We start from the raw sequence: 21811 nt of genomic DNA, 5'->3' as shown, positions 1-21811 counted from the left end.
GTCGCGGGTAATGCCCATCGCGAAAGTCAACGGCGTCGAGACCGAGTTCGAGCCCGGCATGACCGTGCTCCAGGTCGCCGAGCGCGCCGGGCATGAGATCCCGCGCTTCTGCTATCACGAGCGCCTGTCCATCGCCGGCAATTGCCGGATGTGCCTTGTCGAGGTGAAGCCGGGACCGCCGAAGCCGCAAGCTTCGTGCGCGCTCCCGGCCGCCGACGGCCAGGAAATCTTCACCGACACGCCGATGGTGAAGAAGGCCCGCGAAGGGGTGATGGAGTTCCTGCTCATCAACCACCCGCTGGACTGCCCGATCTGCGACCAGGGCGGCGAGTGCGATCTGCAGGACCAGGCCGTCGGCTACGGCCGCGACGGCTCGCGCTACGCCGAAAACAAGCGCGCGGTCGAAGAAAAGAACATGGGTCCGACGGTGAAGACCTTCATGACGCGGTGCATCCAGTGCACCCGTTGTGTCCGCTTCATCACCGAAGTGGCCGGGGTGCCGGACATCGGCATGATCTCGCGCGGCGAGGACGCCGAGATCACCACCTATCTGGAAAAGAACATCGACAGCGAGCTCTCGGGCAACGTCAACGACCTGTGCCCGGTGGGCGCGCTGACGCACCGTCCGTGGCAGTACCACTACCGCCCGTGGGAGCTGAAGAAGACCGAGACCATCGACGTCATGGACGCGCTGGGCTCGAACATCCGCGCCGACTTCAAGGGCTCGGAAGTGATGCGCGTGCTGCCGCGCGTGAACGAGGGCATCAACGAGGAGTGGCTGTCGGACGTCAGCCGCTACGCCGTGGACGGCCTGCAACGCCAGCGTCTGGATCGCCCGTATGTCCGTGAGAACGGCCGTCTGCGCGCCGCCTCGTGGGACGAGGCCCTGGGCGTCGTGGCCGCCAAGCTGAACGCTGCGTCGGCTGACCGTATCGGCGTGGTCGCCGGCGACCTGCAGGACGCGGAATCGATGAAGGCGGCGCTGGATCTGTTCCGCGCGCTGGGCTCGGCCAACACCGACTGCCGTCAGGACGGCGCCGCGCTGGGCTTCGGTCCGCGTGAAGGCTGGCTGTTCAACAGCGGCCTGCAAGGCATTGAAAACGCTGATGCGATCCTGATCGTCGGCGCCAATCCGCGCACCGAGGCCCCGCTGCTGAACGCCCGTCTTCGCAAGGCCTGGCTGGCCGGAAAGTCCGAGATCGGCCTGATCGGCGAGCAGGCGGCCCTGACCTTCGACTACAACTGGCTGGGCGCCGGTTCGAAGACCGTCGGCAAGCTGCCCAAGGCCGCCGTCGACTTCCTGACCAAGGCCGAACGCCCGGCGATCATCATCGGCGCGGGCGCCCTGACCGGCGAGACCGGTCCGGCCGTGCTGAACGCCCTGGGCGCGCTGGCCAAGAAGGTCGGCGTGGTCAAGGACGGCTGGAACGGCTTCAACGTCCTGCACACCGCCGCCGCGCGCGTCGGCGGCCTGGACATGGGCTTCGTGCCGGGCGAGGGCGGCAAGTCCGCCCTGGAGATGGTCAAGCCGGGCGCGCTGGACGTGCTGTTCCTGCTGGGCGCCGACGAGATCAACGCCACGGCCTCCGACGCCTTCCGCGTCTACCTGGGCTCGCACGGCGACCGCGGCGCGCACGGCGCGGACGTGATCCTGCCGGGCGCCGCCTACACCGAGAAGTCGGGCCTGTACGTGAACACCGAGGGCCGCGTGCAGATGGCCGAACGCGTCGTCTTCCCGAAGGGACAGGCCAAGGACGACTGGGCCGTCCTGCGCGCCCTGTCGGCCCTGGTCGGCCAGACCCTGCCGTACGACACCCTGGACGCCCTGCGTTCGACGCTGATGGCGGACTGCCCGACCTTCGGCCGCATCGACTACCTGCCGACGCCGGCGGCGTTTGACGTGGCCGCGCTGGGCAAGAAGGGCGACCTGGGCGATATCGCCTTCGCCTCGACGGTGCGCGACCCCTATCTGAACAATCCGATCACGCGCGCCAGCGTGACCATGGCCGAGCTGTCCGCCCAGCGGATCGCCCCGGTCGCGATGGCGGCGGAGTAAGGCTCTATGGACTTCTGGACCACTCCTCTCGGCTGGACCCTCGCCACCATCGGCGGAATCCTGCTCGTCACCGTCGGGATCCTGATCTCGCTGGCCTTCCTGCTGCTGGCCGACCGCAAGATCTGGGCGGGCGTTCAGATGCGGAAGGGCCCGAACGTCGTGGGCCCGTTCGGCCTGCTGCAGTCGTTCGCCGACTTCTTCAAATTCGTGCTGAAGGAAATCGTGGTTCCGGCGGGCGCTGACAAGGTCGTCTTCCTGCTGGCGCCGCTGCTGACCTTCATCCTGGCCTTCATCGCCTGGGCGGCCATTCCGTTCGCGCCGGGCTGGGTGATCTCGGACCTGAACGTCGGCATCCTGTACATCTTCGCGGTGTCGTCGCTGGGCGTGTACGGCATCATCATGGGCGGCTGGGCCTCGAACTCGAAATATCCGTTCCTCGGCTCGCTGCGGTCGGCGGCGCAGATGGTGTCCTACGAGGTCTCCATCGGCCTGGTGATCATCAACGTCATCCTGCTGGCCGGGACGATGAACCTGACCGCGATCGTGACCGAGCAGAAGGGCATGTTCTGGAACTGGTTCGTCTTCGGCGGCGGCGCCGGGACCTGGCCGACGATCATCGTCCTGCTGCCGATGGCGGTCATCTTCTTCATCTCGGCCCTGGCCGAGACCAACCGCCCGCCGTTCGACCTTCCTGAAGCGGAGTCGGAACTGGTGGCCGGCTACCAGGTCGAATACTCCTCGACCCCGTACCTGCTCTTCATGATCGGCGAGTACGCCAACATCGTCTTCATGTGCGCCATGATCAGCCTGCTGTTCTTCGGCGGCTGGAACCCGGGCGTGCCGCAGGACTGGCTGGACGCCCTGCCGGGCTGGCTGGAGCAGGGGATCTATCTGGTCACCTTCCTGTTCAAGATCGTGGTGGCCTTCTTCATGATCGCCCTGGTGAAGGCCTTCGTGCCCCGCTACCGCTATGACCAGCTGATGCGTCTGGGCTGGAAGATCTTCCTGCCGACCTCGCTGGTCTGCGTGGTCTTCGTCGCCGCCTGGCGCGTGTTCGTGGTGGGCCACTGATGATCCGCGCGCTCGCCCTTTCCGGTTTGATGCTGACGGCTTCGGTCGTCGGCGGCTGCACCTTCCGGCCGATCGAGCCGGACGTCAGCTCGCCCATGGGCGATCTGGCCCGGGCCGAGCGCGCGCGCGACCGCAATGACCGCAACCACCCGGCCTGCCGGGATGACCGCAGCGAGCGTGACGACCAGCCGGACGGCTGTGATCGCGTGGTGAGGAGGGGCCGATGATCCGTCTGACCCTGATCGCGCTCGCCGCGACCACGCTGGCCGCCTGCGCCGGCGAACCCTATGAGCCCCTGCCGACGTCGCCCTACCAGTGGCAACAGCGTCAGGACCGCATCGAACGTGAGGAGGCCGAGCGCCTCCGGCGTTGCGAGGCGATGGATAAACAGAGCGAGCGATACGCCCGCGAGTGCCCGCGTACCGGAGGCGCGCAATAATGCTGAACCGTCTCGTCCAGGCTGCGAAGGGGGCGTTGCTGGTCGACGCCATCGGCGCTGTCGGCCTGTCGCTGAAATACATGGCCCGCCCGAAGGCGACCGTGAACTATCCGTTCGAGCGGAACCCGCAGTCGCCCCGTTTCCGCGGCGAGCATGCGCTGCGCCGCTATGCGAACGGCGAGGAGCGCTGCATCGCCTGCAAGCTGTGCGAGGCCATCTGCCCCGCCCAGGCGATCACCATCGAGGCCGAGCCGCGCGCTGACGGCAGCCGCCGCACGACCCGCTACGACATCGACATGGTGAAATGCATCTACTGCGGCCTGTGCCAGGAGGCCTGCCCGGTGGACGCGATCGTCGAGGGTCCGAACTCGGAGTTCACGACCGAGACGCGCGAGGAGCTGCTGTACGACAAGGAGCGACTGCTCTCGAACGGGGATCGTTGGGAACGACTGATCGCCAAGAATCTGGAACTCGACGCGCCTTACCGTTAAGGCGCAGACGCGAAACGGGGAGGGCGATTCCGAGAGGGGTCGCCGCCCATAACCGAAAGGGGCTCTGGCCTCCGATGTTGCAAGGCATTGCCTTCTATGTGCTGGCGGCGGTCGCCGTGGTGAGCGCCCTTCTGGTGGTCACCGCGAAAAACCCGGTGCACAGCGTTCTCTGGCTCATCCTGACGTTCTTCACGGCGGCGGGCCTGTTCGTCCTGCTCGGCGCGGAGTTCCTCGCCATGCTGCTGGTCGTCGTCTACGTCGGCGCGGTGGCGGTGCTGTTCCTGTTCGTCGTCATGATGCTGGACGTCGACTTCCTGCGGCTGCGCGAGGGCTTCGCGCGATACCTGCCGCTGGCGGTGATCGTGGCGGGCGTGCTTCTGGCCGAGATGGTCATGATCTCGCTGGCGACGGTGACCGGCGGGGCCGCGGCCCAGGCGACGGCGCCTGCGGTCGCCGGTCCGGACGCCTCGAACATCGAGTCCATCGGTCGCGTGCTCTACACGGACTACGTCTACTTCTTCCAGGCGGCGGGCATCGTGCTGCTGATCGCGATGATCGGGGCCATCGTCCTGACCCTGCGCCACAAGCCGGGCATCAAGCGCCAGAACGTCGCCGACCAGGTCGGTCGCGACGCGAAGACGGCCATGGAAGTGAAGTCGGTCGCGTCCGGCGCGGGCGTCACCCCGGAGGATCTGGTCTGATGGTCGTCACCCTGCAGCACTATCTGGCGGTCGCCGCCATCCTGTTCACCATCGGCGTGTTCGGCATCTTCGTGAACCGCAAGAACGTCATCATCATCCTGATGTCGGTCGAGCTGATCCTGCTGGCCGTGAACATCAATTTCGTCGCCTTCTCGACCTACCTCAACGACGTGTCGGGGCAGATCATGGCCATGTTCGTGCTCACCGTCGCGGCCGCCGAGGCCGCCGTGGGCCTGGCCATCCTGGTGACCTTCTTCCGTAACCGCGGCGATATCGCCGTGGACGACGCCTCGGTCATGAAGGGCTGATCGTGAACCTGCAGCTCCTCGTCACTCTCGGGATCTTCGCCCCGCTCCTGGGCGCGGCCATCGTCGGCCTGTCGGGCCGCCGGCTGGGCAATGTCCTGTCGCAGTCCATCACCACCGGCCTGCTGTTCTTCGCCTGCGCCGTCGCCTGGACGGTCTTCGGCCAGTGGACCTGGGGGCATCTCGAGCCCTTCACCATCACCCTGGCGCCGTTCATCCACGTCGGCGAGTTCGTGTCGAACTGGTCGATCCGGATCGACGCCCTGTCGGCCACCATGCTGGTGGTGGTGACCAGCGTCTCGTCGCTGGTGCACCTGTACAGCTGGGGCTACATGGCCGAGGACCCGGACAAGCCGCGGTTCTTCGCCTATCTGTCGCTCTTCACCTTCGCCATGCTGGCGCTGGTGACCGCCGCCGACTTCATGCAGCTGTTCTTCGGCTGGGAAGGCGTGGGCCTGGCCTCCTATCTGCTGATCGGCTTCTGGTACAAGAAGCCCTCGGCCAGCGCCGCGGCCATCAAGGCCTTCGTGGTCAACCGCGTCGGCGACTTCGGCTTCGCCCTGGGCATCTTCACCGTCTTCTGGATGTTCGGCACGATCCAGTTCGCCGAACTGTTCCCGATGATCGCCGCCTGGGAAGGCAAGGGCTGGGAGTTCCTGGGCCACACCTGGTCGGCGCTCGATCTGGCGGCCTTCCTCCTGTTCATCGGCGCGATGGGCAAGTCGGCGCAGTTCTTCCTGCACACCTGGCTGCCGGACGCGATGGAAGGCCCGACCCCGGTCTCGGCCCTGATCCACGCCGCCACCATGGTGACCGCCGGCGTCTACATGGTCTGCCTGCTGTCGCCGCTGTTCGAGTATGCGCCGGGCGCCGCCTCGATCGTCGCCACCATCGGCGCGGTCACGGCCCTGTTCGCCGCGACCGTCGGCCTGGCCCAGAACGACATCAAGCGCGTCATCGCCTATTCGACCTGTTCGCAGCTCGGCTACATGTTCTTCGCCGCGGGCGTGGGCGCCTATGAGGCGGCCATGTTCCACCTGTTCACCCACGCCTTCTTCAAGGCCCTGCTGTTCCTGGGGGCCGGTTCGGTGATCCACGGCATGCACCACGAGCAGGACATGCGGAAGATGGGCGGGCTGTGGAAGCTGCTGCCGATCACCTATGCGGTGATGACCATCGGCACCATCGCCATCACCGGCCTGGGCATTCCCGGCGTCGGCGGTCTGGCGGGCTTCTACTCGAAGGACGCCATCATCGAGAGCGCCTTCGCGGCCGCGGCCTCGGGCCACTCGCCGATCGGTCTGTTCGCCTTCCTGATCGGCATCATCGCCGCGGGCCTGACCGCCTACTATTCGTGGCGTCTGGTGTTCATGACCTTCCACAACAAGCCGGTGTGGAAGGACGAGGAGCACGCCCATGCGCACGACGATCATGCGGCGCACGCCCATGACGATCATGCCCATGATGATCACGCGCACGACGACCACGGCCACCACGGTCCGCTGAAGCCGCACGAGAGCCCCTGGGTGATGATCGTGCCGCTGCTGGCCCTGTCGGTCGGGGCGATCGCCGCCGGCTTCGTCTTCGCCCCCTATTTCATCGGGCACCACGAGGGCGAGTTCTGGAAGGCCGCGATCTTCTCGGGTCCGCACAACCACGTCCTGCACGAGGCGCACAATGTGCCGACCTGGGTGAAGTGGTCGCCGCTGGTCATGACCCTGCTGGGCACCTTCGTCGCCTGGTGGCTGTATGTGCCCAAGGAAGGCATGGCCCGCCGGATGGCCGAGCGCGGCAGCCCGGTGCACGCCTTCCTGATCAACAAATGGTATTTCGACGAGCTGTACCAGTTCGTGTTCGTCAAGGGCGCCAAGGCGCTGGGCGACCTGTTCTGGAAGGTCGGTGATGTGAAGATCATCGACGGGGGAGGGCCCAACGGCTTCGCCTGGCTGTCCCGTAAATTCGCCGGCGGACTGGCCCGCTTCCAGTCCGGTTATGTCTACTTCTACGCGTTCGTGATGCTGCTCGGCCTGGCCGGCTTCCTCGCCTTCGCCATCTACTGGTGGGGAGCCTGATCTTGCCCCAGATCCCCTTCATCCTGAGCGTCGTCACCTTCCTGCCGCTGGTGGGCGCCGCCCTGCTGCTGCTGACCCGTCTGGGCGGCAAGGGCTCGGACAGCAGCGCCCGCTGGATCGCCCTGGGCACGACCCTGGCCACCCTGGCGGTCTCGGTCGTCCTGGTGGCCAATTTCGACGCCTCGAGCGCGGCCTACCAGTTCGTGGAGATGGTCCCTTGGTTCGCGGGCGCCAGTTATCACCTGGGCGTCGACGGGATTTCGATCCTGTTCGTCCTGCTGACCGCCTTCCTGCTGCCGATCTGCATCTTGGCCAGCTGGAGCTCGATCAAGGCGCGGGTCGGCGACTACATGATCGCCTTCCTGGTGCTCGAGACGCTGGTGATCGGCGTCTTCACCTCGCTCGACATCTTCCTGTTCTACATCTTCTTCGAAGGCACCCTGGTCCCGATGTTCATCATCATCGGGGTGTGGGGCGGCCAGAACCGGATCTACGCGGCGTACAAATTCTTCCTGTACACCCTGCTGGGGTCGGTCCTGATGCTGCTGGCCATGCTGTGGATGGCGCACACCGCCGGCACCACCAGCATTCCGGAACTGAAGGAATTCGCCTTCTCGCCGGCGGCGCAGCCGATCCTGTGGCTGGCCTTCTTCGCCTCGTTCGCGGTGAAGATGCCGATGTGGCCGGTGCACACCTGGCTGCCCGACGCCCACGTGCAGGCGCCGACGGCGGGTTCGGTCATCCTGGCCGGCATCCTGCTGAAGCTCGGCGGCTACGGCTTCATCCTGTTCAACCTGCCCATGTTCCCGCAGGCGTCGCAGATGTTCGCCCCGCTGGTCTGGACCCTGTCGGCCATCGCCGTGGTCTACACTTCGCTGGTCGCCTTCCGTCAGACCGACATCAAGAAGCTGATCGCCTATTCGTCGGTCGCCCACATGGGCTTCGTGACCATGGGCATCTTCGCCGGCAACGACCAGGGCGTTCAGGGCGCCGTTTTCCAGATGCTGAGCCACGGCCTGATCTCGGGCGCGCTCTTCCTCTGCGTCGGCGTCGTCTATGACCGGATGCACACCCGCGAGATCGCCTTCTACGGCGGTCTGACCAGCCGGATGCCGTGGTTCGCCGCCATCTTCCTGATGTTCACCATGGCCAACGTCGGCCTGCCGGGCACCTCGGGCTTCATCGGCGAGATCCTGACCATGACCGGCATCTACAAGGTGTCGACCTGGACGGCCCTGTTCGCCGCCTCGGGTGTGATCTTCTCGGCGGTCTACGCCCTGACGCTGTACCGCAACGTCATGTTCGGCGAGATCACCAATCCGAAGCTCAAGGACATCATGGACATCGACCGGCGCGAGCTGCTGATCTTCGTTCCGCTGATCGTCGGCACCCTGCTGCTGGGCGTCCAGCCCGGTCTGGTCCTCGACTATACGAACGCCTCCGTTCACGCCCTGACGTCCGCCTATCAACTCGCGATCGGTGGCTGAGACCATGATGCCTGATCTGATTTCCGCCCTTCGCCTCTCGGCCCCCGAGATCTCGCTCGCCGTCGGCGGCCTGGTGCTGCTGATGGTCGGCGCCTTCGCCGGCGAGCGCAGCGCGCGCACCGTGTCCTGGCTGTCGGTCCTGCTGCTGCTGGCCGTCACCGCCGTCACCGTGACCGGCCCGCTGGGGCAGGCGTTCAACGGCGCCTATGTCGCCGATCCGCTGGCCGTCTACGGCAAGGCCGTGATCTTCCTGTCCAGCGCGGTGGCCATCGTCCTGGGCAACGGCTGGATGCATCGCCAGAAGATCGCCCGCTTCGAGTTCCCGATCCTGATCGTGCTGGCCTCGGCCGGCATGGGCATGATGGCCTCGTCGGGCGACCTGATCTCCCTGTATGTCGGCATCGAGCTGCATTCGCTGGCGCTGTACGTGCTGGCCGCCTTCCATCGCGACGACCTGAAGGCGTCGGAAGCCGGGCTGAAGTATTTCGTGCTGGGCGCGCTGTCGTCTGGCCTGCTGCTGTACGGCGCCAGCCTGATCTACGGCTTCACCGGCTCGATGCGCTTCGAGGACATCGCCGCCTACGCCTCGGCCAATCCGTCGACGGGCCTGATCTTCGGCCTGGTGTTCCTGATCTCGGGTCTGGCCTTCAAGGTCTCGGCCGCGCCGTTCCACATGTGGACGCCGGACGTCTATGAAGGCGCGCCGACCCCGGTCGTGGCCCTGTTCGCCTCGGCCCCGAAGATGGCCGCCATGGTGCTGATCGCCCGCACCCTGGAAGGCGCCTTCGCCAACTCGCACCATCAATGGGCCCAGGTGCTGATCCTGATCTCGCTGATCAGCTTCGCCGTCGGCGCCTTCGGCGGTCTGGTGCAGAAGGACATCCAACGCCTGCTGGCCTATTCGTCGATCGCCAACATCGGTTACGCCCTGCTGGGCATCGCTGCGGGCACGACCTTCGGCATCCAGGCGATGCTGCTGTTCATGACCCTGTACATCATCGACCAGTTCGGCTTCTTCGGCCTGCTGCTGTCGCTCAGCCGCAACGGACGTCCGATCCGCAAGATCCAGGACCTCGCCGGCCTGCGCAAGGAACGGCCGCTGACCACGATTGCCCTGACCGTGCTGTCGCTGTCGGTGCTGGGCATGCCGCCGCTGTCGGGCTTCTGGGCCAAGTACTATGTCTTCGGCGCCGCCGCCGAGGCCGGCTTCTGGGTTCCGGCCGCGGTCGGTCTGGTGGCCTCGGTCGTGGCCGGCTTCTACTACCTGCGCATCATCAAGGTGATGTGGTTCGACCCGGCCCCGGAAGGGACCGCGCCGACCGACGCCGCGCCGGTGGAAGCCAGGAGCATCGCCCTGGGCGCCGCCGCCTTCAGCTTCCCGCTGGTCATCGTGGCCCTGATCTGGCTGGTTCCGGCGGCCGAGCGCGCCGCCGTGGGCTTCGGGGTCGGCTAGGCCTTGGCGGCCGCCCCGGTCCTGCTGCTCGACCAGATCGACTCCACCAACGCCGAGGCCCGCCGCCGGGCCGAGGCGGGCGAGACCGGCCCGCTGTGGATCGCCGCCCACCGCCAGACGGCCGGGCGCGGTCGACGGGGCAGGGCGTGGGAAGGCCGCACCGGCAACCTGTTCAGCACCCTGCTGACCACCACCCGCAAGACCCCCGCCGAGGCGGCGCAGGTCACTTTCATCGCGGCCCTGGCCGTGGCGGATCTGCTGGACCGCTATGCGCCGCCGTCGCTGGTGACGATCAAATGGCCCAATGACGTGATGCTGGCGGGGGTGAAGACCTGCGGCATCCTGGTCGAGTCCGGCGCCCCTGCCGATGGCGGTCTGTGGCTGGCCGTGGGGATCGGCGTCAATCTGGCCGAGGCGCCGGAAGGGACCGAGCGTCCGGCGACGGCCCTGTCGCACCATCTGTCCGCCGACCATGTCGCGCCGCCGACGGTGGAGCGGGCGGCGGAAGACCTGGCCGCGACCTTCGGCGTCTGGTTCGACCGCTGGGAGACGCTGGGCTTCCCGCCGATCCTCGACGCCTGGGCGGCGCGGACAAAGGGGCTGGACGGACCGGCCGTGGCGCGACTGGGCCATGAGACCGTCGAGGGGCGGGCCGAGGGTGTCGCGCCGGACGGGGCGTTGAAACTGAGGCTGGCGGATGGTTCGCTGCGGCTGATTTCGGCGGGCGACGTGTTTTTCGGGGAGACCCACTGATGCTGCTGGCGATCGAGCAGGGCAACACCAACACGCTGTTCGCCGTCCACGACGGGACCGAGTGGATCGCCCAGTGGCGCGCGTCCACCGACTCGCAGCGGACGGCGGACGAATATGCGGTCTGGCTGGCGCAGCTTCTGACCACGCGCGGGCGGACCCTGGCGGACCTGACGGGGTGCATCATCTCGTCCGTGGTGCCGCAGTCGATCTTCAACCTGCGCAACCTGTCGCGTCGTTATCTGACGGTCGAACCGCTGGTGATCGGGGACAATGTCGATCTGGGCATTCCGGTGCGCATCCTGAAGCCCAGCGAGGCGGGGGCGGACCGGCTGGTCAACGCCATCGGGGCGCACCTGCTGTATCCCGGCGACCTGATCGTCATCGACAGCGGCACGGCCACGACCTTCGACGTCATCGCCGCCGACGGCGCCTTCGAGGGCGGGATCATCGCCCCGGGCGTGAACCTGAGCCTGCAGGCGCTGCACGAGGCCGCCGCAATGTTGCCCCGCATCGCCATCCAGAAGCCGGACAAGGTGATCGGCAAGGACACCGTCTCGAACATGCAATCGGGCGTGTTCTGGGGCTATATCGCCCTGATCGAGGGCCTCGTGGCCCGGATCAAGGCCGAGTGGGGCAAGCCCATGACCGTCATCGGAACCGGGGGCGTGGTCTCCCTGTTCGAAGGCGCGACCGACAGCATTGACCGGTTCGATCCGGACCTGACCATCCGCGGCCTGCTCGAAATCTGGCGGCGGAACACCCACATCAAGGGCCAATGACCAAAACCAGATCCAAAGAAAACGAACTCGTCTTCCTGCCGCTGGGCGGCTCGAACGAGATCGGCATGAACCTGAACGCCTACGGCTACGGCCCGGCCGAGAACCGGAAGTGGATCGTCGTCGACGTCGGCGTGACCTTCGGCGACAATTCCACGCCCGGCGTCGACGTGATCGTGCCCGATCCGACCTATCTCGAAGGCGAGGACATCGTCGGCATCGTGCTGACCCACGCCCACGAGGACCACATCGGCGCCCTGGGCTGGCTGTGGCCGCGCATCAAGGCGCCGTTGTACGCCACGCCGTTCACCGCCTTCCTGATCCGCGAAAAGCTGCGCGACGCGGGCCTGCTGGACCGGGTGACCCTGCATGAGGTGCCGCTGGGCGGGCAGATCGACCTAGGCCCGTTCAACGTCGAGATGGTGACCATCACCCATTCGATCGCCGAGCCGAACGGCCTGGCTATCAAGACCCCGCTGGGCACGGTGCTGCACACCGGCGACTGGAAGATCGACAACGATCCGGTCGTGGGCGAGCGCACGGACGTCGACACCATCAAGCGCCTCGGCGACGAGGGCGTTCTGGCCATGGTCTGCGACTCGACCAACGTCTTCCAGGAGGGCGTGGCGGGTTCGGAAGGCGATGTGAAGGTCGCGCTGGCCGAACTGATCTCGAGCCTGAAGGGCCGGGTCGCTGTCGGCTGCTTCGCGTCGAACGTGGCGCGGATGGACAGCGTCATCCGCGCCGCCGAGGCCGCCGGGCGCCGCGTGGTTCTGGCAGGTCGCTCGATGCACCGCATCACCGCCGCCGCCAAGTCGGTCGGCATGCTGTCGGATCTCCAGCCCTTCCTCTCGGAAGAGCAGGCGCGCCAGTGGCCGGCGGACGAGATCCTGTACCTGTGCACCGGCAGCCAGGGCGAAAGCCGCGCGGCCCTGTCGCGCGTCGCCGAGGGCTCCCACCCTTTCATCAAGCTGGGGCCGGGCGATCACTGCATCTTCTCGTCCCGGGTGATCCCGGGCAACGAACTGGCCATCGGCCGGCTGCAGGACCGCCTGTCCGAGCGGGGCGTGCGCATCTACACCGAGAAGGAACACCGGGGCATCCACGTCTCGGGCCACCCGTGCCGGGACGAGCTGCGCCAGATGTACCAGTGGGCGCGGCCGCAGATCGCCGTGCCGACCCACGGGATGCGTCGTCACCTCGCCGAGCATGCCCTGCTGGCCAGGGACATGCAGGTGCCGGAGACGGTCACCCCCCGCAACGGCGACATGGTGCTGCTGGCCCCCGGACCGGCGCGGATCATCGATGAAGTGCCCTCGGGCCGCCTGTTCGTGGACGGCGGCATGCTGGTCGAGGAGGCGGGCGAGGCTCTGCGCGAGCGCCGTCACGCGGCCTCGAACGGGGTCTTGATCGTCAGCTTCGCCATGGACCGTCGCGGGAAGATCGTCTCGGACATCGACGTGCGCGGCCTGGGCCTGCCCGGCGACGAGGACAGCCCGCTGGGCGACATCCTCGACAGCATGGCGGAGCGGGTCGAACAGGTAGTGCGCGGCCTGAAGGGCGACGCCCTCGAGGACGAACTGGTGGTCGAACAGGCCGTTGCGCGCGCCCTGAAGAAGGCCAGCCAGTCGGTCTGGGATCGCCGTCCGATCGTCGAGACGATTATCCTGCGTCTTTAGGACAGGGCTTTGAAGCGGGCGAGGAGGTTCCTATAAGGAGCCGATTCCCCCGCCCAAGGTCTGCCCCATGCCCGACGTTCCGTCCGAGTTCCGCTACAAACGCGTCCTGCTGAAGGTCTCGGGCGAAGTGCTGATGGGAGACCAGGGCTACGGCATCGACATGAAGACCGTGGCCTCGGTGGCGGAAGCCATCGCCGAGGTGGCCCGTGAGGGCGTCGAGATCTGCCTGGTCATCGGCGGCGGCAACATCTTCCGCGGCCTGTCCAAGGCGGCCGGCGACATGGACCGCGCCTCGGCCGACTACATGGGCATGCTGGCGACGGTGATGAACGCCCTCGCCATGCAGGCGGCGCTGGAGAAGATCGGCGTCCAGACCCGGGTGCAGAGCGCCCTGACCATGAACGCCGTGGCCGAGCCCTATGTGCGCCGCCGCGCCCTGCGCCATCTCGAGAAGGGCCGGGTGGTGATTTTCGCCGCCGGCGTCGGCGCGCCGTTCTTCACCACGGACTCGGGGGCCGCCCTGCGCGCCGCCGAAATGGGCTGTGACGCCCTGCTGAAGGGCACCAGCGTGGACGGCGTCTACACCGCCGATCCCAAGAAGGACGCGAACGCGACCCGTTACGACACCCTGAGCTATCACGACGTGCTGGCGCGGGACCTGAAGGTCATGGACGCCTCGGCCGTGGCCCTGATGCGTGACTCGGGCATCCCGATCGTGGTCTTCTCGATCCGGGAGGACGGCTCGTTCCGCAACGCCCTGACCGGCAAGGGCGCCTTCACCGTCATCAGCGCAGACGGCAAGGCCGCCTGACAACCCTATAAGAACCCGAAAGAAACGATCATGGCCAAGCCCGATCTCAAGACCTACCGCGACCGCATGGACAAGGCGGTCGACGCCCTGAAGGAAGAATTCGCCGGCCTGCGCACCGGCCGGGCCAACGCCGGCCTGCTGGACCCGGTGCGGGTCGAGGCCTACGGCTCGACCTCGCCGCTGAACGCGGTGGCCGCCATCAGCGTGCCGGAGCCGCGCCTGATCTCGGTCAGCGTCTGGGACAAGGGGATGGTGGTCTCGGTCGAGAAGGCCATTCGCGCCGCCGGCCTGGGCCTGAACCCGATCGTCGACGGCCAGACCCTGCGCATCCCGATCCCGCCGCTGACCGAAGAGCGCCGCAAGGAATATGTGAAGCTGGCCGGCAAATACGCCGAACAGCAGAAGATCGCCGTCCGCAACGTGCGCCGCGACGCCAACGACGACCTGAAGAAGGCGGAGAAGGCTTCGGACATCAGCCAGGACGAGCAGAAGAAGATGGAAGCCGACGTCCAGAAGGACACGGACGCGGCCATCAAGCGCATCGACGAGGCCTTGAAGGCCAAGGAAGTTGAGATCATGCAGGTCTGAGGGGGCCGCCGGAGGATAGACGAGGCATGAGCGCCGAAGACGACAGTCCTGCCCCCGCCGGGCCGCGCCATGTCGCGTTGATCATGGACGGCAACGGCCGCTGGGCCGAGGCGCGCGGCCTGCCGCGTGCGGTCGGACATCGCGAGGGGGTTCAGGCGCTCAAGCGCACGATCCAGGCGGCGCCGAAGCTGGGCGTCCGGTGCCTGACGGTGTTCGGCTTCTCGACCGAGAACTGGCAGCGTCCGGCCGACGAGGTGTCGGACCTGATGGGGCTGGTGCGGACCTATGTCGGCAGCGACCTGAAGCGGCTGGAGAAGGAAGGGGTGCGGCTGCGCATCCTCGGCCGCCGCGAGGGCCTTCCGGACGATATCGCGAAGATCGTCGACAAGGCCGAGTCCACGACCGCGCACAATGAAAAATTCCTGCTGCAGGTGGCCTTCAACTACGGCGGTCGCGCCGACATCGTCGATGCGGCCCGGCGCTATGTGGCGCGCGTGCAGGCGGGCGAGGCGGTCGAGCCGCTGGACGAGGCGGCGCTGGGCGCGGGCCTGTCGACGGCCGGCGGGCCGCCGGTGGACGTGATCGTCCGCACCTCGGGCGAATACCGGCTGTCGAACTTCCTGCTGTGGGAAGCCGCCTACGCCGAGCTGGTCTATCAGGACATTCTCTGGCCCGACTACGGCGAGGCCGCCCTGGCCGATGTGGTCGAGCAGTTCCGCAGCCGGGATCGCCGCTTCGGCGGCCGGCCCGCCGTGCGCGGGGCCGTCTGATGGCGATGTCGGCGCGGGAAATCGGGTTGAGGACCGTGTCGGGCATTGTGCTGGCCGGCGCGGCCGGCCTGGTGATCTGGGCCGGCGGGGTCTGGTTCCTGGGGATCATGCTGGTCGCCTGCGCCCTGCTGTCGATCGAATGGGCGATGATGAGCGCCGCCCGGGCCTGGCGGCTGATGGCGGGCGCGATCGGGCTGGGTCTGTTCGCCGCCGTGATCTCGGCCTTCGTCGGGCAGTTGTCGCTGGCGCTGGTCATGCTGGTCTTCTGCGCGGCGGCCGCGGGGCTGTTCGCGCGCAGCCGGGGGCAGGAGGCGCTCGACGCCTCCTATGGGGTCCTCTACCTCGGCTGGCCGTCGATCCTGCTGATCTGGCTGCGCAACGGCGACACGCCGGCGGACCCCCACATGGGGCTGTACTGGACGATCTTCGCCTTCATGACGACCTGGACGGCCGACAGCCTGGCCTATCTGGTCGGCTCTTCGGTGGGCGGGCCGAAGCTCTGGCCGCGCTTCTCGCCGAACAAGACCTGGTCCGGCTTTGTCGGCGGGCTGGCCGGCGGCGCTGTCGCGGGGGCGCTGATGGGCGTCTTCCTCGACATGGGCATCGGCCTGTGGGGCGCCCTGCTGGGGCTGGCCGCGGCCGCCGCGACGATGGCGGGCGATCTGTGGGAGTCGGCCCTGAAGCGTCGCTACGGGGTCAAGGACGCCGGCAAGCTGATCCCGGGCCACGGCGGACTTCTGGACCGTGTCGACGGCCTGATGTTCGCCGCCGTGGTTGTGGCCTGCGGGCGTCTGGTCAGCCTGTGGCTGAACGGAGGCGGGGCGTGATCCGTCGTCGCGTCACGGTGCTGGGGTCGACCGGGTCGGTCGGCTGCTCCACGCTGGACCTGATGGATCAGGCCGAGGCGGGCGGGGCAGGGGGCTTCGAGGTCGAGGCCCTGACCGGCGGCGCCAATATCGCCCGGCTGGCGGAACAGGCCCGGCGCTGGAAGCCGAAGGTCGCGGTCACCGCCGATCCGGCGCGCCTGGACGACCTGCGCGACGCCCTGGCCGGCACCGGCGTCGAGGCTGCGGCGGGCGAGGCGGCGATCACCGAGGCGGCGACCCGGCCCGCGGACTGGGTCATGGCGTCGATCGTGGGCGCGGCCGGGCTGAAGTCGGCGTGGGCGGCGGCCGGGACCGGCGCGACCCTGGCGCTGGCGAACAAGGAAAGCCTGGTCTGCTGCGGTCCGGCCCTGATCGAACGGGTCAAGGCGTCCGGCGGTCGGCTGATCCCGGTCGATTCCGAGCATTCGGCCATTTTTCAGGTCTTTCCGCATGAGGCGCCGGAGCAGGTGTCGAAGCTGACGCTGACGGCGTCGGGCGGCCCGTTCCGGACCCGCGCGGCCTCCGACATGGCGTCGATCACGCCCGAGCAGGCCGTGGCCCACCCCAACTGGAGCATGGGGGCCAAGATTTCGGTCGACAGCGCCAGCATGGCCAACAAGGGCCTCGAGATGATCGAGGCGGCCTATCTATTCGACATGCCCGCAGGTCGGATCGACGTTGTGGTGCACCCGGAATCGATCATTCACAGCACCGTCGAGTACGTGGACGGCTCGACCCTGGCCCAGATGGGGCCGCCGGACATGAAGACGCCCATCGCCTGCGCCCTGGCCTGGCCGGACCGGCTGCCCTGGCCGGCGCCCCGGCTGGACCTCGCGGCGCTGGGGCGTCTGACCTTCGAGGCGCCGGATGAGGAGCGTTTTCCGATGCTGAGGCTGGCGCGCGAGGCGCTGCAGGCGGGCGGCGCGGCGCCCATCGTGTTCAACGCCGCCAACGAGGTCTCGGCGCTCGCCTTCCTTGACCGCCGACTGGGCTTTCTCAATATTGCCGCAGTCGTCGCCGACACCTTGTCGCGCGTGACGGCCTCGGGGGTGGATTCCGGTTCCCAGAACGCCTGCGACGCGGCCCTGGCCGTGGACGCGCAGGCGCGACGGGTGGCGGAATCGATCATCCGCGGTCTCGCAGCAGCGGCCTGACGGCGGAGGACCCTTTTCGGCATGACGGGCTTTATCGGCCAGGCGCTGATCTACATTGTGCCGTTCCTGCTGGTGCTGACGTTCATCGTCACCCTCCACGAACTGGGCCATTTCCTTGTCGCCCGCGCCTTCAAGGTGAAGATCGACCGGTTCTCGATCGGCTTCGGCAAGACGATCGTCAGCCGGACCGACAGGCAGGGCGTCGAATGGCGCATCGCCTGGCTGCCGCTGGGCGGATACGTGAAATTCTCGGGCGACCTGGACGCCTCCAACGTGCCGGACGCCGAAGGGCTGGCCGAGCTGAAGTCGCGGGTGATCGCCGAGCACGGCCCGGGCGCCGAGCGCGACTATTTCCATTTCAAGCCGGTCTGGCAGCGCGCCCTGATCGTGGCGGCGGGGCCGATGGCGAATTTCGCCCTGGCCCTGGTGCTGCTGACCATCCTGTTCAGCGTGATCGGCGAGCAGATCGTGGCTCCCCGCGTCGCCCAGGTCGTACCGGGCAGCCCCGCGGCGGCGGCCGGCTTCCAGCCCCGCGACCTGATCACCGCCATCAACGGCCGCCCGGTCACCGAAAGCGGCGAGGTCACCCAGACCATCCTGCTGTCCGCCAACGACCCCCTGACCTTCACCGTGGAGCGCGGAGACCGCGTGCTGTCGCTGGTCGCGACCCCGGTCCGTCAGCTTGAGGAGGATGCGGTCGCCGGCCGGATGCGTGTCGCGCGCGTCGGCCTGGGTCTCTCGCCGCTGCGTGAAGATTACAGCTATCGCCGCCTGAATCCGTTCGAAGCGGTGGGGAAGGGGGCGGACACGATGGTGTCCACCGTCACCACCACCTTCCGCTACCTGGGCCGGATCTTCGTCGGCAAGGAGTCCGGCGACATGCTGAACGGCCCGCTGGGCATCGCCAAGGCGGCCGGCGGGGTCACCAAGCAGGCCGTGGCCCATGAGGCGCCGCCCGCCATGCTGGCTCTGAACCTCCTGCTGACGATGCTGAACTTCGCAGCCATAATTTCGATCGGAATGGGTATTGTTAATCTGCTTCCGATTCCCGTGCTCGATGGGGGGCACCTGGTGTTCTATGGCTATGAGGCTGTGGCGCGCAGGCCAGTTCCCGCCCGTGTTCAGGAGGTCGGCTACCGCGTCGGTCTTGCTTTGCTGGCGGGATTGATGTTGTTCGCAACCTGGAACGATCTCCAGAAGCTGAGTTTGTTCAAATTCCTCGGCGGGCTCGCCTGATGAGCCAACGCCAGCCCCCGATGGTTTCCCGTATGATCCAAAAAGACGCGTCCGCCCTCCGTATCGCCCGCGCCATGAGCCCGAGCCTCGTGGCCCTGGCTGTGGCCGCCGGCCTTGCCGCCCCGGCCTTCGCACAGACCGCGCCGGCGCCGGCGCCGGCGGCAGGAGAGGCCGTCCAGACCGCGCCGCAGGATCAGGCCGTGCCGGCCGAGCGTCCCGAGCGCATCCAGGTCAACCGCATCCTCGTGCGCGGCAACCAGCGCATCGACCAGACCACGGTCCTGTCCTATCTGCCTGTGCAGCCGGGCGACGTCGTGGACGCCGCGGTTCTGGACGTCGCGGTGCGCACCCTGACCCGCACCCAGCTGTTCGCGGACGTGCAACTGGGCGTGCAGCCCAACGGCGACCTGATCGTCGAGATCGTCGAGAACCCGATCATCAACCAGGTCGTGTTCGAGGGGAACCACGCGATCGGCGAGGAGAAACTCACCGAGGAAGTCACCCTGAAGCCGCGCGGCATCTACACCCGCGCCCGCATCCAGGAAGACGTCGGCAAGATCGTTGAACTGTATCGCCTGTCGGGCCGCATCGGCGCGACGGTGACCCCCAAGATCGTGCAGCTCGAGCAGAACCGCGTCGACGTGGTGTTCGAGATCAATGAAGGCGCCGAGACCGGGGTCCGGGCGATCACCTTCCTGGGCAACCAGGCCTTCTCGGATTCGGACCTGCGCGACGTGATGGTCACCAAGCAGTCGCAGTGGTGGCGCCTGTTCACGACCAACGACAACTACGATCCGAACCGGCTGGACTACGACCGCGAGCAACTGCGGAAATTCTACACCAACCGCGGCTACTACGACTTCCGCGTCCTGTCCGCGGTGTCCGAGCTCGCTCCGGATGATTCCAGCTTCGGCATCACCCTGACGATCGACGAGGGGGACCGGTACAATTTCGGGACGGTGAATATCGTCACGGAGAACGACCGTCTGAACGCCGACTTCCTGAAGCGGCTTCTGCCGATCCGGGAGGGCGACCTCTATGAAAGCGACAAGATCGAGACGGCGGTCGACGCCCTGACCTTCGCGGCCGGTTCGGCCGGCTACGCCTTCGTCGAGATCGATCCCGAGTATCACGCGAACCCCGAGACCAATACCGTCGACGTGACGTTCAACATCCGGGAAGGCCAGCGGGTCTACGTCGACCGGATCAACGTCATCGGCAATACCCGCACCCTGGACAACGTCATCCGTCGCGAGATGATGCTGAGCGAAGGCGACGCCTTCAACCGCACCCTGCTGGAGCGGTCGCGCAACAACCTGCGGGCCCTGGGCTTCTTCAAGGATGTGACGGTCGAGGAAGCGCGCGGCTCGGCCGCCGACCGTTCGGTCGTCAACGTCACCGTGCAGGAACAGCCGACCGGCGAACTGTCCGTCGGCGCCGGCTTCAGCTCGGTGGACTCCTTCGTGCTGAACCTGGGCATCACGGAGCGGAACTTCCGCGGTCGCGGCCAGAACGTCGTGGCCCGCCTGGAGTGGGGCTCGCTGCGTCAGCAGATTGATTTCCGCTTCACCGAGCCGAAATTCCTCGGACGCGACCTGCGCGCCGGCTTCGACGCCTTCCACTCGCGCTATGACCTCAGCGAGTACTCGTCGTACGACTATCGTTCGACCGGCGGCGGCGTGCGCCTGTCCTATCCGCTGAACGGCTACACGCTGTTGAGCACCCGCTACTTCCTGAAGAGTGACGAGATCATCGTGCCGTCGAACTACTGTTCGGCGACCGGCGCCGGATCGACGGCGCTGTGCGACCAGGTCGGTTCGTTCCTGAACTCGTCGGCGGGCTACACCCTGCTGGTCGATCGCCGAAACGATCCGGTCCGTCCGACCCGCGGCTGGACCGGCACCCTGCGTCAGGACTTCGCCGGCATCGGCGGGGATGTGAACTACATCAAGACCGAAGCCGACGTGTCGGCCTACTGGGGTATTTCGCCCAGCTGGGTGGTCACGGCCCAGGCCCAGGTCGGCTACGTCACCGGCTGGGGTGGCGATCCGGTGCGGATCAACGATCGCTTCTTCAAGGGCGGCAACAGCTTCCGCGGCTTCGAAACGGCGGGTATCGGTCCCCGGGACCTGACCACCACCGACGCGCTCGGCGGCAATTTCTACGTCGTCGGCACGCTGGAGCTGACGGTGCCGAACTATCTGCCGGAAGAGTACGGCATCCGCACCTCGCTGTTCACGGACGTCGGCACGCTGGGGGTTCTGGACTCCCGCTACACGGTCAACTCCTCCGGCCTTCCGGACAGCAACATCGTTGACGAACTGGCGCTGCGCGCCTCGGCCGGCGTCAGCATCCACTGGCGTTCGCCGATGGGGCCGATCCGCTTCGACATCAGCAAAATTCTCGGCAAGGAAGACTACGACAAGACCGAGTCCTTCCGCTTCTCGACCTCGACCCAATTCTAACCGTGGGACATCGTCCCGCACCAAAGGCCCTGACCATGAAAATGTTTGCTCTCGGCGCGTTCGCCCTCGCCACCCTGACCGCCGGCGCGGCTTCGGCCCAGACCCCGCCGCCCGCCCCGCCGCCGCTGAACCACGGTCCGGTCATCACCGGCGTTTGCATCTACAGCCCGCAAACCCTGCTGGCCAACAGCACCGCCGGCCGCTCGCTGTCGGAAGGCATGCAACGGCTCGCCCAGGAAGTTCAGGGTGAACTGGCGCCGTACGGCTCGTCGCTGGAAACCGAAGCCACCGCCCTGCAACAGGGTGGTCAGGCCGCCGATCCCGACGGTTCGCGCGCCCGCGCCTGGCAGGCCCGCCTGCAGGAGGCCCAGCAGCTGGAACAGCAACGGTCGACCGAGCTGCGCTACACCGAGCGCCTGCAGACCCAGTCGATCGTGAACGCGGCCCGTCCGATCATCGCGGCCCTCTACCAGGAGCGCGGCTGCAGCCTGCTGCTGGACTCCAGCAACGTTCTGGCGGGCAACCCGGCCATGGACATCACCCAGACGGCCATCCAGCGCCTGAACCAGGCCCTGCCGGCCCTCCCGGCCTTCCAGCGCAGCCCGGTCCCGGCTGAACTTCAGCAGTAAGTTCGCGAT

At 67.3% G+C, this 21811-nt stretch carries 21 protein-coding genes; all 21 read left to right on the top strand.

All coding sequences use genetic code 11. The annotated features are described in order from the left end of the window. Positions 1 to 10 precede the first annotated feature (10 nt). Complete coding sequence (gene nuoG / locus ACLQ7T_RS10110) at positions 11 to 2056, top strand: NADH-quinone oxidoreductase subunit NuoG (protein ID WP_420479322.1); 2046 nt, start codon at positions 11 to 13, stop codon at positions 2054 to 2056. Positions 2057 to 2062: 6 nt separating this feature from the next. Continuing rightward, the gene (gene nuoH / locus ACLQ7T_RS10105; protein ID WP_420479321.1) at positions 2063 to 3127 is read left to right on the top strand and encodes an NADH-quinone oxidoreductase subunit NuoH; all 1065 of its coding nucleotides are present in this window, start codon (positions 2063 to 2065) and stop codon (positions 3125 to 3127) included. Then, a complete protein-coding gene (locus ACLQ7T_RS10100) occupies positions 3127 to 3354 on the top strand; it encodes a hypothetical protein (RefSeq protein WP_420479320.1) in 228 nt (75 codons plus the stop codon). The genes nuoH and ACLQ7T_RS10100 overlap by 1 nt, the downstream gene beginning before the upstream one ends. Further along, entirely contained in the window at positions 3351 to 3566 is a 216-nt protein-coding gene (locus ACLQ7T_RS10095; protein WP_420479319.1) for a hypothetical protein, read from the top strand. Before ACLQ7T_RS10100 ends, ACLQ7T_RS10095 begins: the two co-directional genes overlap by 4 nt. Then, complete coding sequence (gene nuoI / locus ACLQ7T_RS10090) at positions 3566 to 4057, top strand: NADH-quinone oxidoreductase subunit NuoI (RefSeq protein WP_420469511.1); 492 nt, start codon at positions 3566 to 3568, stop codon at positions 4055 to 4057. The genes ACLQ7T_RS10095 and nuoI overlap by 1 nt, the downstream gene beginning before the upstream one ends. 74 nt (positions 4058 to 4131) lie before the next feature. Beyond that, a complete protein-coding gene (locus tag ACLQ7T_RS10085) occupies positions 4132 to 4758 on the top strand; it encodes an NADH-quinone oxidoreductase subunit J (RefSeq protein WP_420469512.1) in 627 nt (208 codons plus the stop codon). Beyond that, positions 4758 to 5066, top strand: coding sequence for an NADH-quinone oxidoreductase subunit NuoK (gene nuoK / locus ACLQ7T_RS10080; protein ID WP_141626506.1), 309 nt, complete (start codon positions 4758 to 4760; stop codon positions 5064 to 5066). Before ACLQ7T_RS10085 ends, nuoK begins: the two co-directional genes overlap by 1 nt. A gap of 8 nt (positions 5067 to 5074) precedes the next feature. Next, on the top strand, positions 5075 to 7135 hold the full coding sequence (nuoL, locus tag ACLQ7T_RS10075; protein WP_420479333.1) for an NADH-quinone oxidoreductase subunit L: 2061 nt from the start codon (positions 5075 to 5077) through the stop codon (positions 7133 to 7135). Positions 7136 to 7146: 11 nt separating this feature from the next. Beyond that, positions 7147 to 8622, top strand: coding sequence for an NADH-quinone oxidoreductase subunit M (locus ACLQ7T_RS10070; protein WP_420479332.1), 1476 nt, complete (start codon positions 7147 to 7149; stop codon positions 8620 to 8622). 7 nt (positions 8623 to 8629) lie between these two features. Beyond that, positions 8630 to 10075 carry an NADH-quinone oxidoreductase subunit NuoN gene (gene nuoN, locus ACLQ7T_RS10065; protein WP_420469513.1) on the top strand — a complete coding sequence of 482 codons (1446 nt, stop codon included), beginning with the start codon at positions 8630 to 8632 and terminating at the stop codon, positions 10073 to 10075. Positions 10076 to 10078: 3 nt separating this feature from the next. Beyond that, on the top strand, positions 10079 to 10828 hold the full coding sequence (locus ACLQ7T_RS10060) for a biotin--[acetyl-CoA-carboxylase] ligase (RefSeq protein WP_420479318.1): 750 nt from the start codon (positions 10079 to 10081) through the stop codon (positions 10826 to 10828). Next, on the top strand, positions 10825 to 11607 hold the full coding sequence (locus ACLQ7T_RS10055; protein ID WP_420479331.1) for a type III pantothenate kinase: 783 nt from the start codon (positions 10825 to 10827) through the stop codon (positions 11605 to 11607). The genes ACLQ7T_RS10060 and ACLQ7T_RS10055 overlap by 4 nt, the downstream gene beginning before the upstream one ends. Then, a complete protein-coding gene (locus ACLQ7T_RS10050; protein ID WP_420479317.1) occupies positions 11604 to 13283 on the top strand; it encodes a ribonuclease J in 1680 nt (559 codons plus the stop codon). The genes ACLQ7T_RS10055 and ACLQ7T_RS10050 overlap by 4 nt, the downstream gene beginning before the upstream one ends. A 67-nt stretch (positions 13284 to 13350) precedes the next feature. Further along, on the top strand, positions 13351 to 14094 hold the full coding sequence (gene pyrH / locus ACLQ7T_RS10045) for a UMP kinase (RefSeq protein ID WP_420479316.1): 744 nt from the start codon (positions 13351 to 13353) through the stop codon (positions 14092 to 14094). A 30-nt stretch (positions 14095 to 14124) separates the two neighbouring features. Further along, a complete protein-coding gene (gene frr / locus ACLQ7T_RS10040) occupies positions 14125 to 14682 on the top strand; it encodes a ribosome recycling factor (protein WP_420479315.1) in 558 nt (185 codons plus the stop codon). Between the two features lie 26 nt (positions 14683 to 14708). Further along, complete coding sequence (uppS, locus tag ACLQ7T_RS10035; RefSeq protein WP_420479314.1) at positions 14709 to 15452, top strand: polyprenyl diphosphate synthase; 744 nt, start codon at positions 14709 to 14711, stop codon at positions 15450 to 15452. Next, positions 15452 to 16279 (top strand): phosphatidate cytidylyltransferase, encoded by an 828-nt coding sequence (locus ACLQ7T_RS10030; protein WP_420479313.1) that lies wholly within the window; start codon positions 15452 to 15454, stop codon positions 16277 to 16279. The genes uppS and ACLQ7T_RS10030 overlap by 1 nt, the downstream gene beginning before the upstream one ends. Beyond that, positions 16276 to 17472 carry a 1-deoxy-D-xylulose-5-phosphate reductoisomerase gene (gene dxr / locus ACLQ7T_RS10025; protein WP_420479312.1) on the top strand — a complete coding sequence of 399 codons (1197 nt, stop codon included), beginning with the start codon at positions 16276 to 16278 and terminating at the stop codon, positions 17470 to 17472. The genes ACLQ7T_RS10030 and dxr overlap by 4 nt, the downstream gene beginning before the upstream one ends. A 21-nt stretch (positions 17473 to 17493) precedes the next feature. Continuing rightward, a complete protein-coding gene (locus ACLQ7T_RS10020) occupies positions 17494 to 18708 on the top strand; it encodes a M50 family metallopeptidase (protein WP_420479311.1) in 1215 nt (404 codons plus the stop codon). Positions 18709 to 18782: 74 nt separating this feature from the next. Continuing rightward, positions 18783 to 21173 (top strand): outer membrane protein assembly factor BamA, encoded by a 2391-nt coding sequence (bamA, locus tag ACLQ7T_RS10015; RefSeq protein WP_420479310.1) that lies wholly within the window; start codon positions 18783 to 18785, stop codon positions 21171 to 21173. Between the two features lie 35 nt (positions 21174 to 21208). Further along, on the top strand, positions 21209 to 21802 hold the full coding sequence (locus ACLQ7T_RS10010) for an OmpH/Skp family outer membrane protein (RefSeq protein WP_420479309.1): 594 nt from the start codon (positions 21209 to 21211) through the stop codon (positions 21800 to 21802). Positions 21803 to 21811 lie beyond the last annotated feature (9 nt).

It is taken from the genome of Brevundimonas sediminis (assembly GCF_048799765.1).
Lineage (GTDB): Bacteria > Pseudomonadota > Alphaproteobacteria > Caulobacterales > Caulobacteraceae > Brevundimonas.
This window is presented reverse-complemented; position numbering and strand designations above follow the sequence as displayed.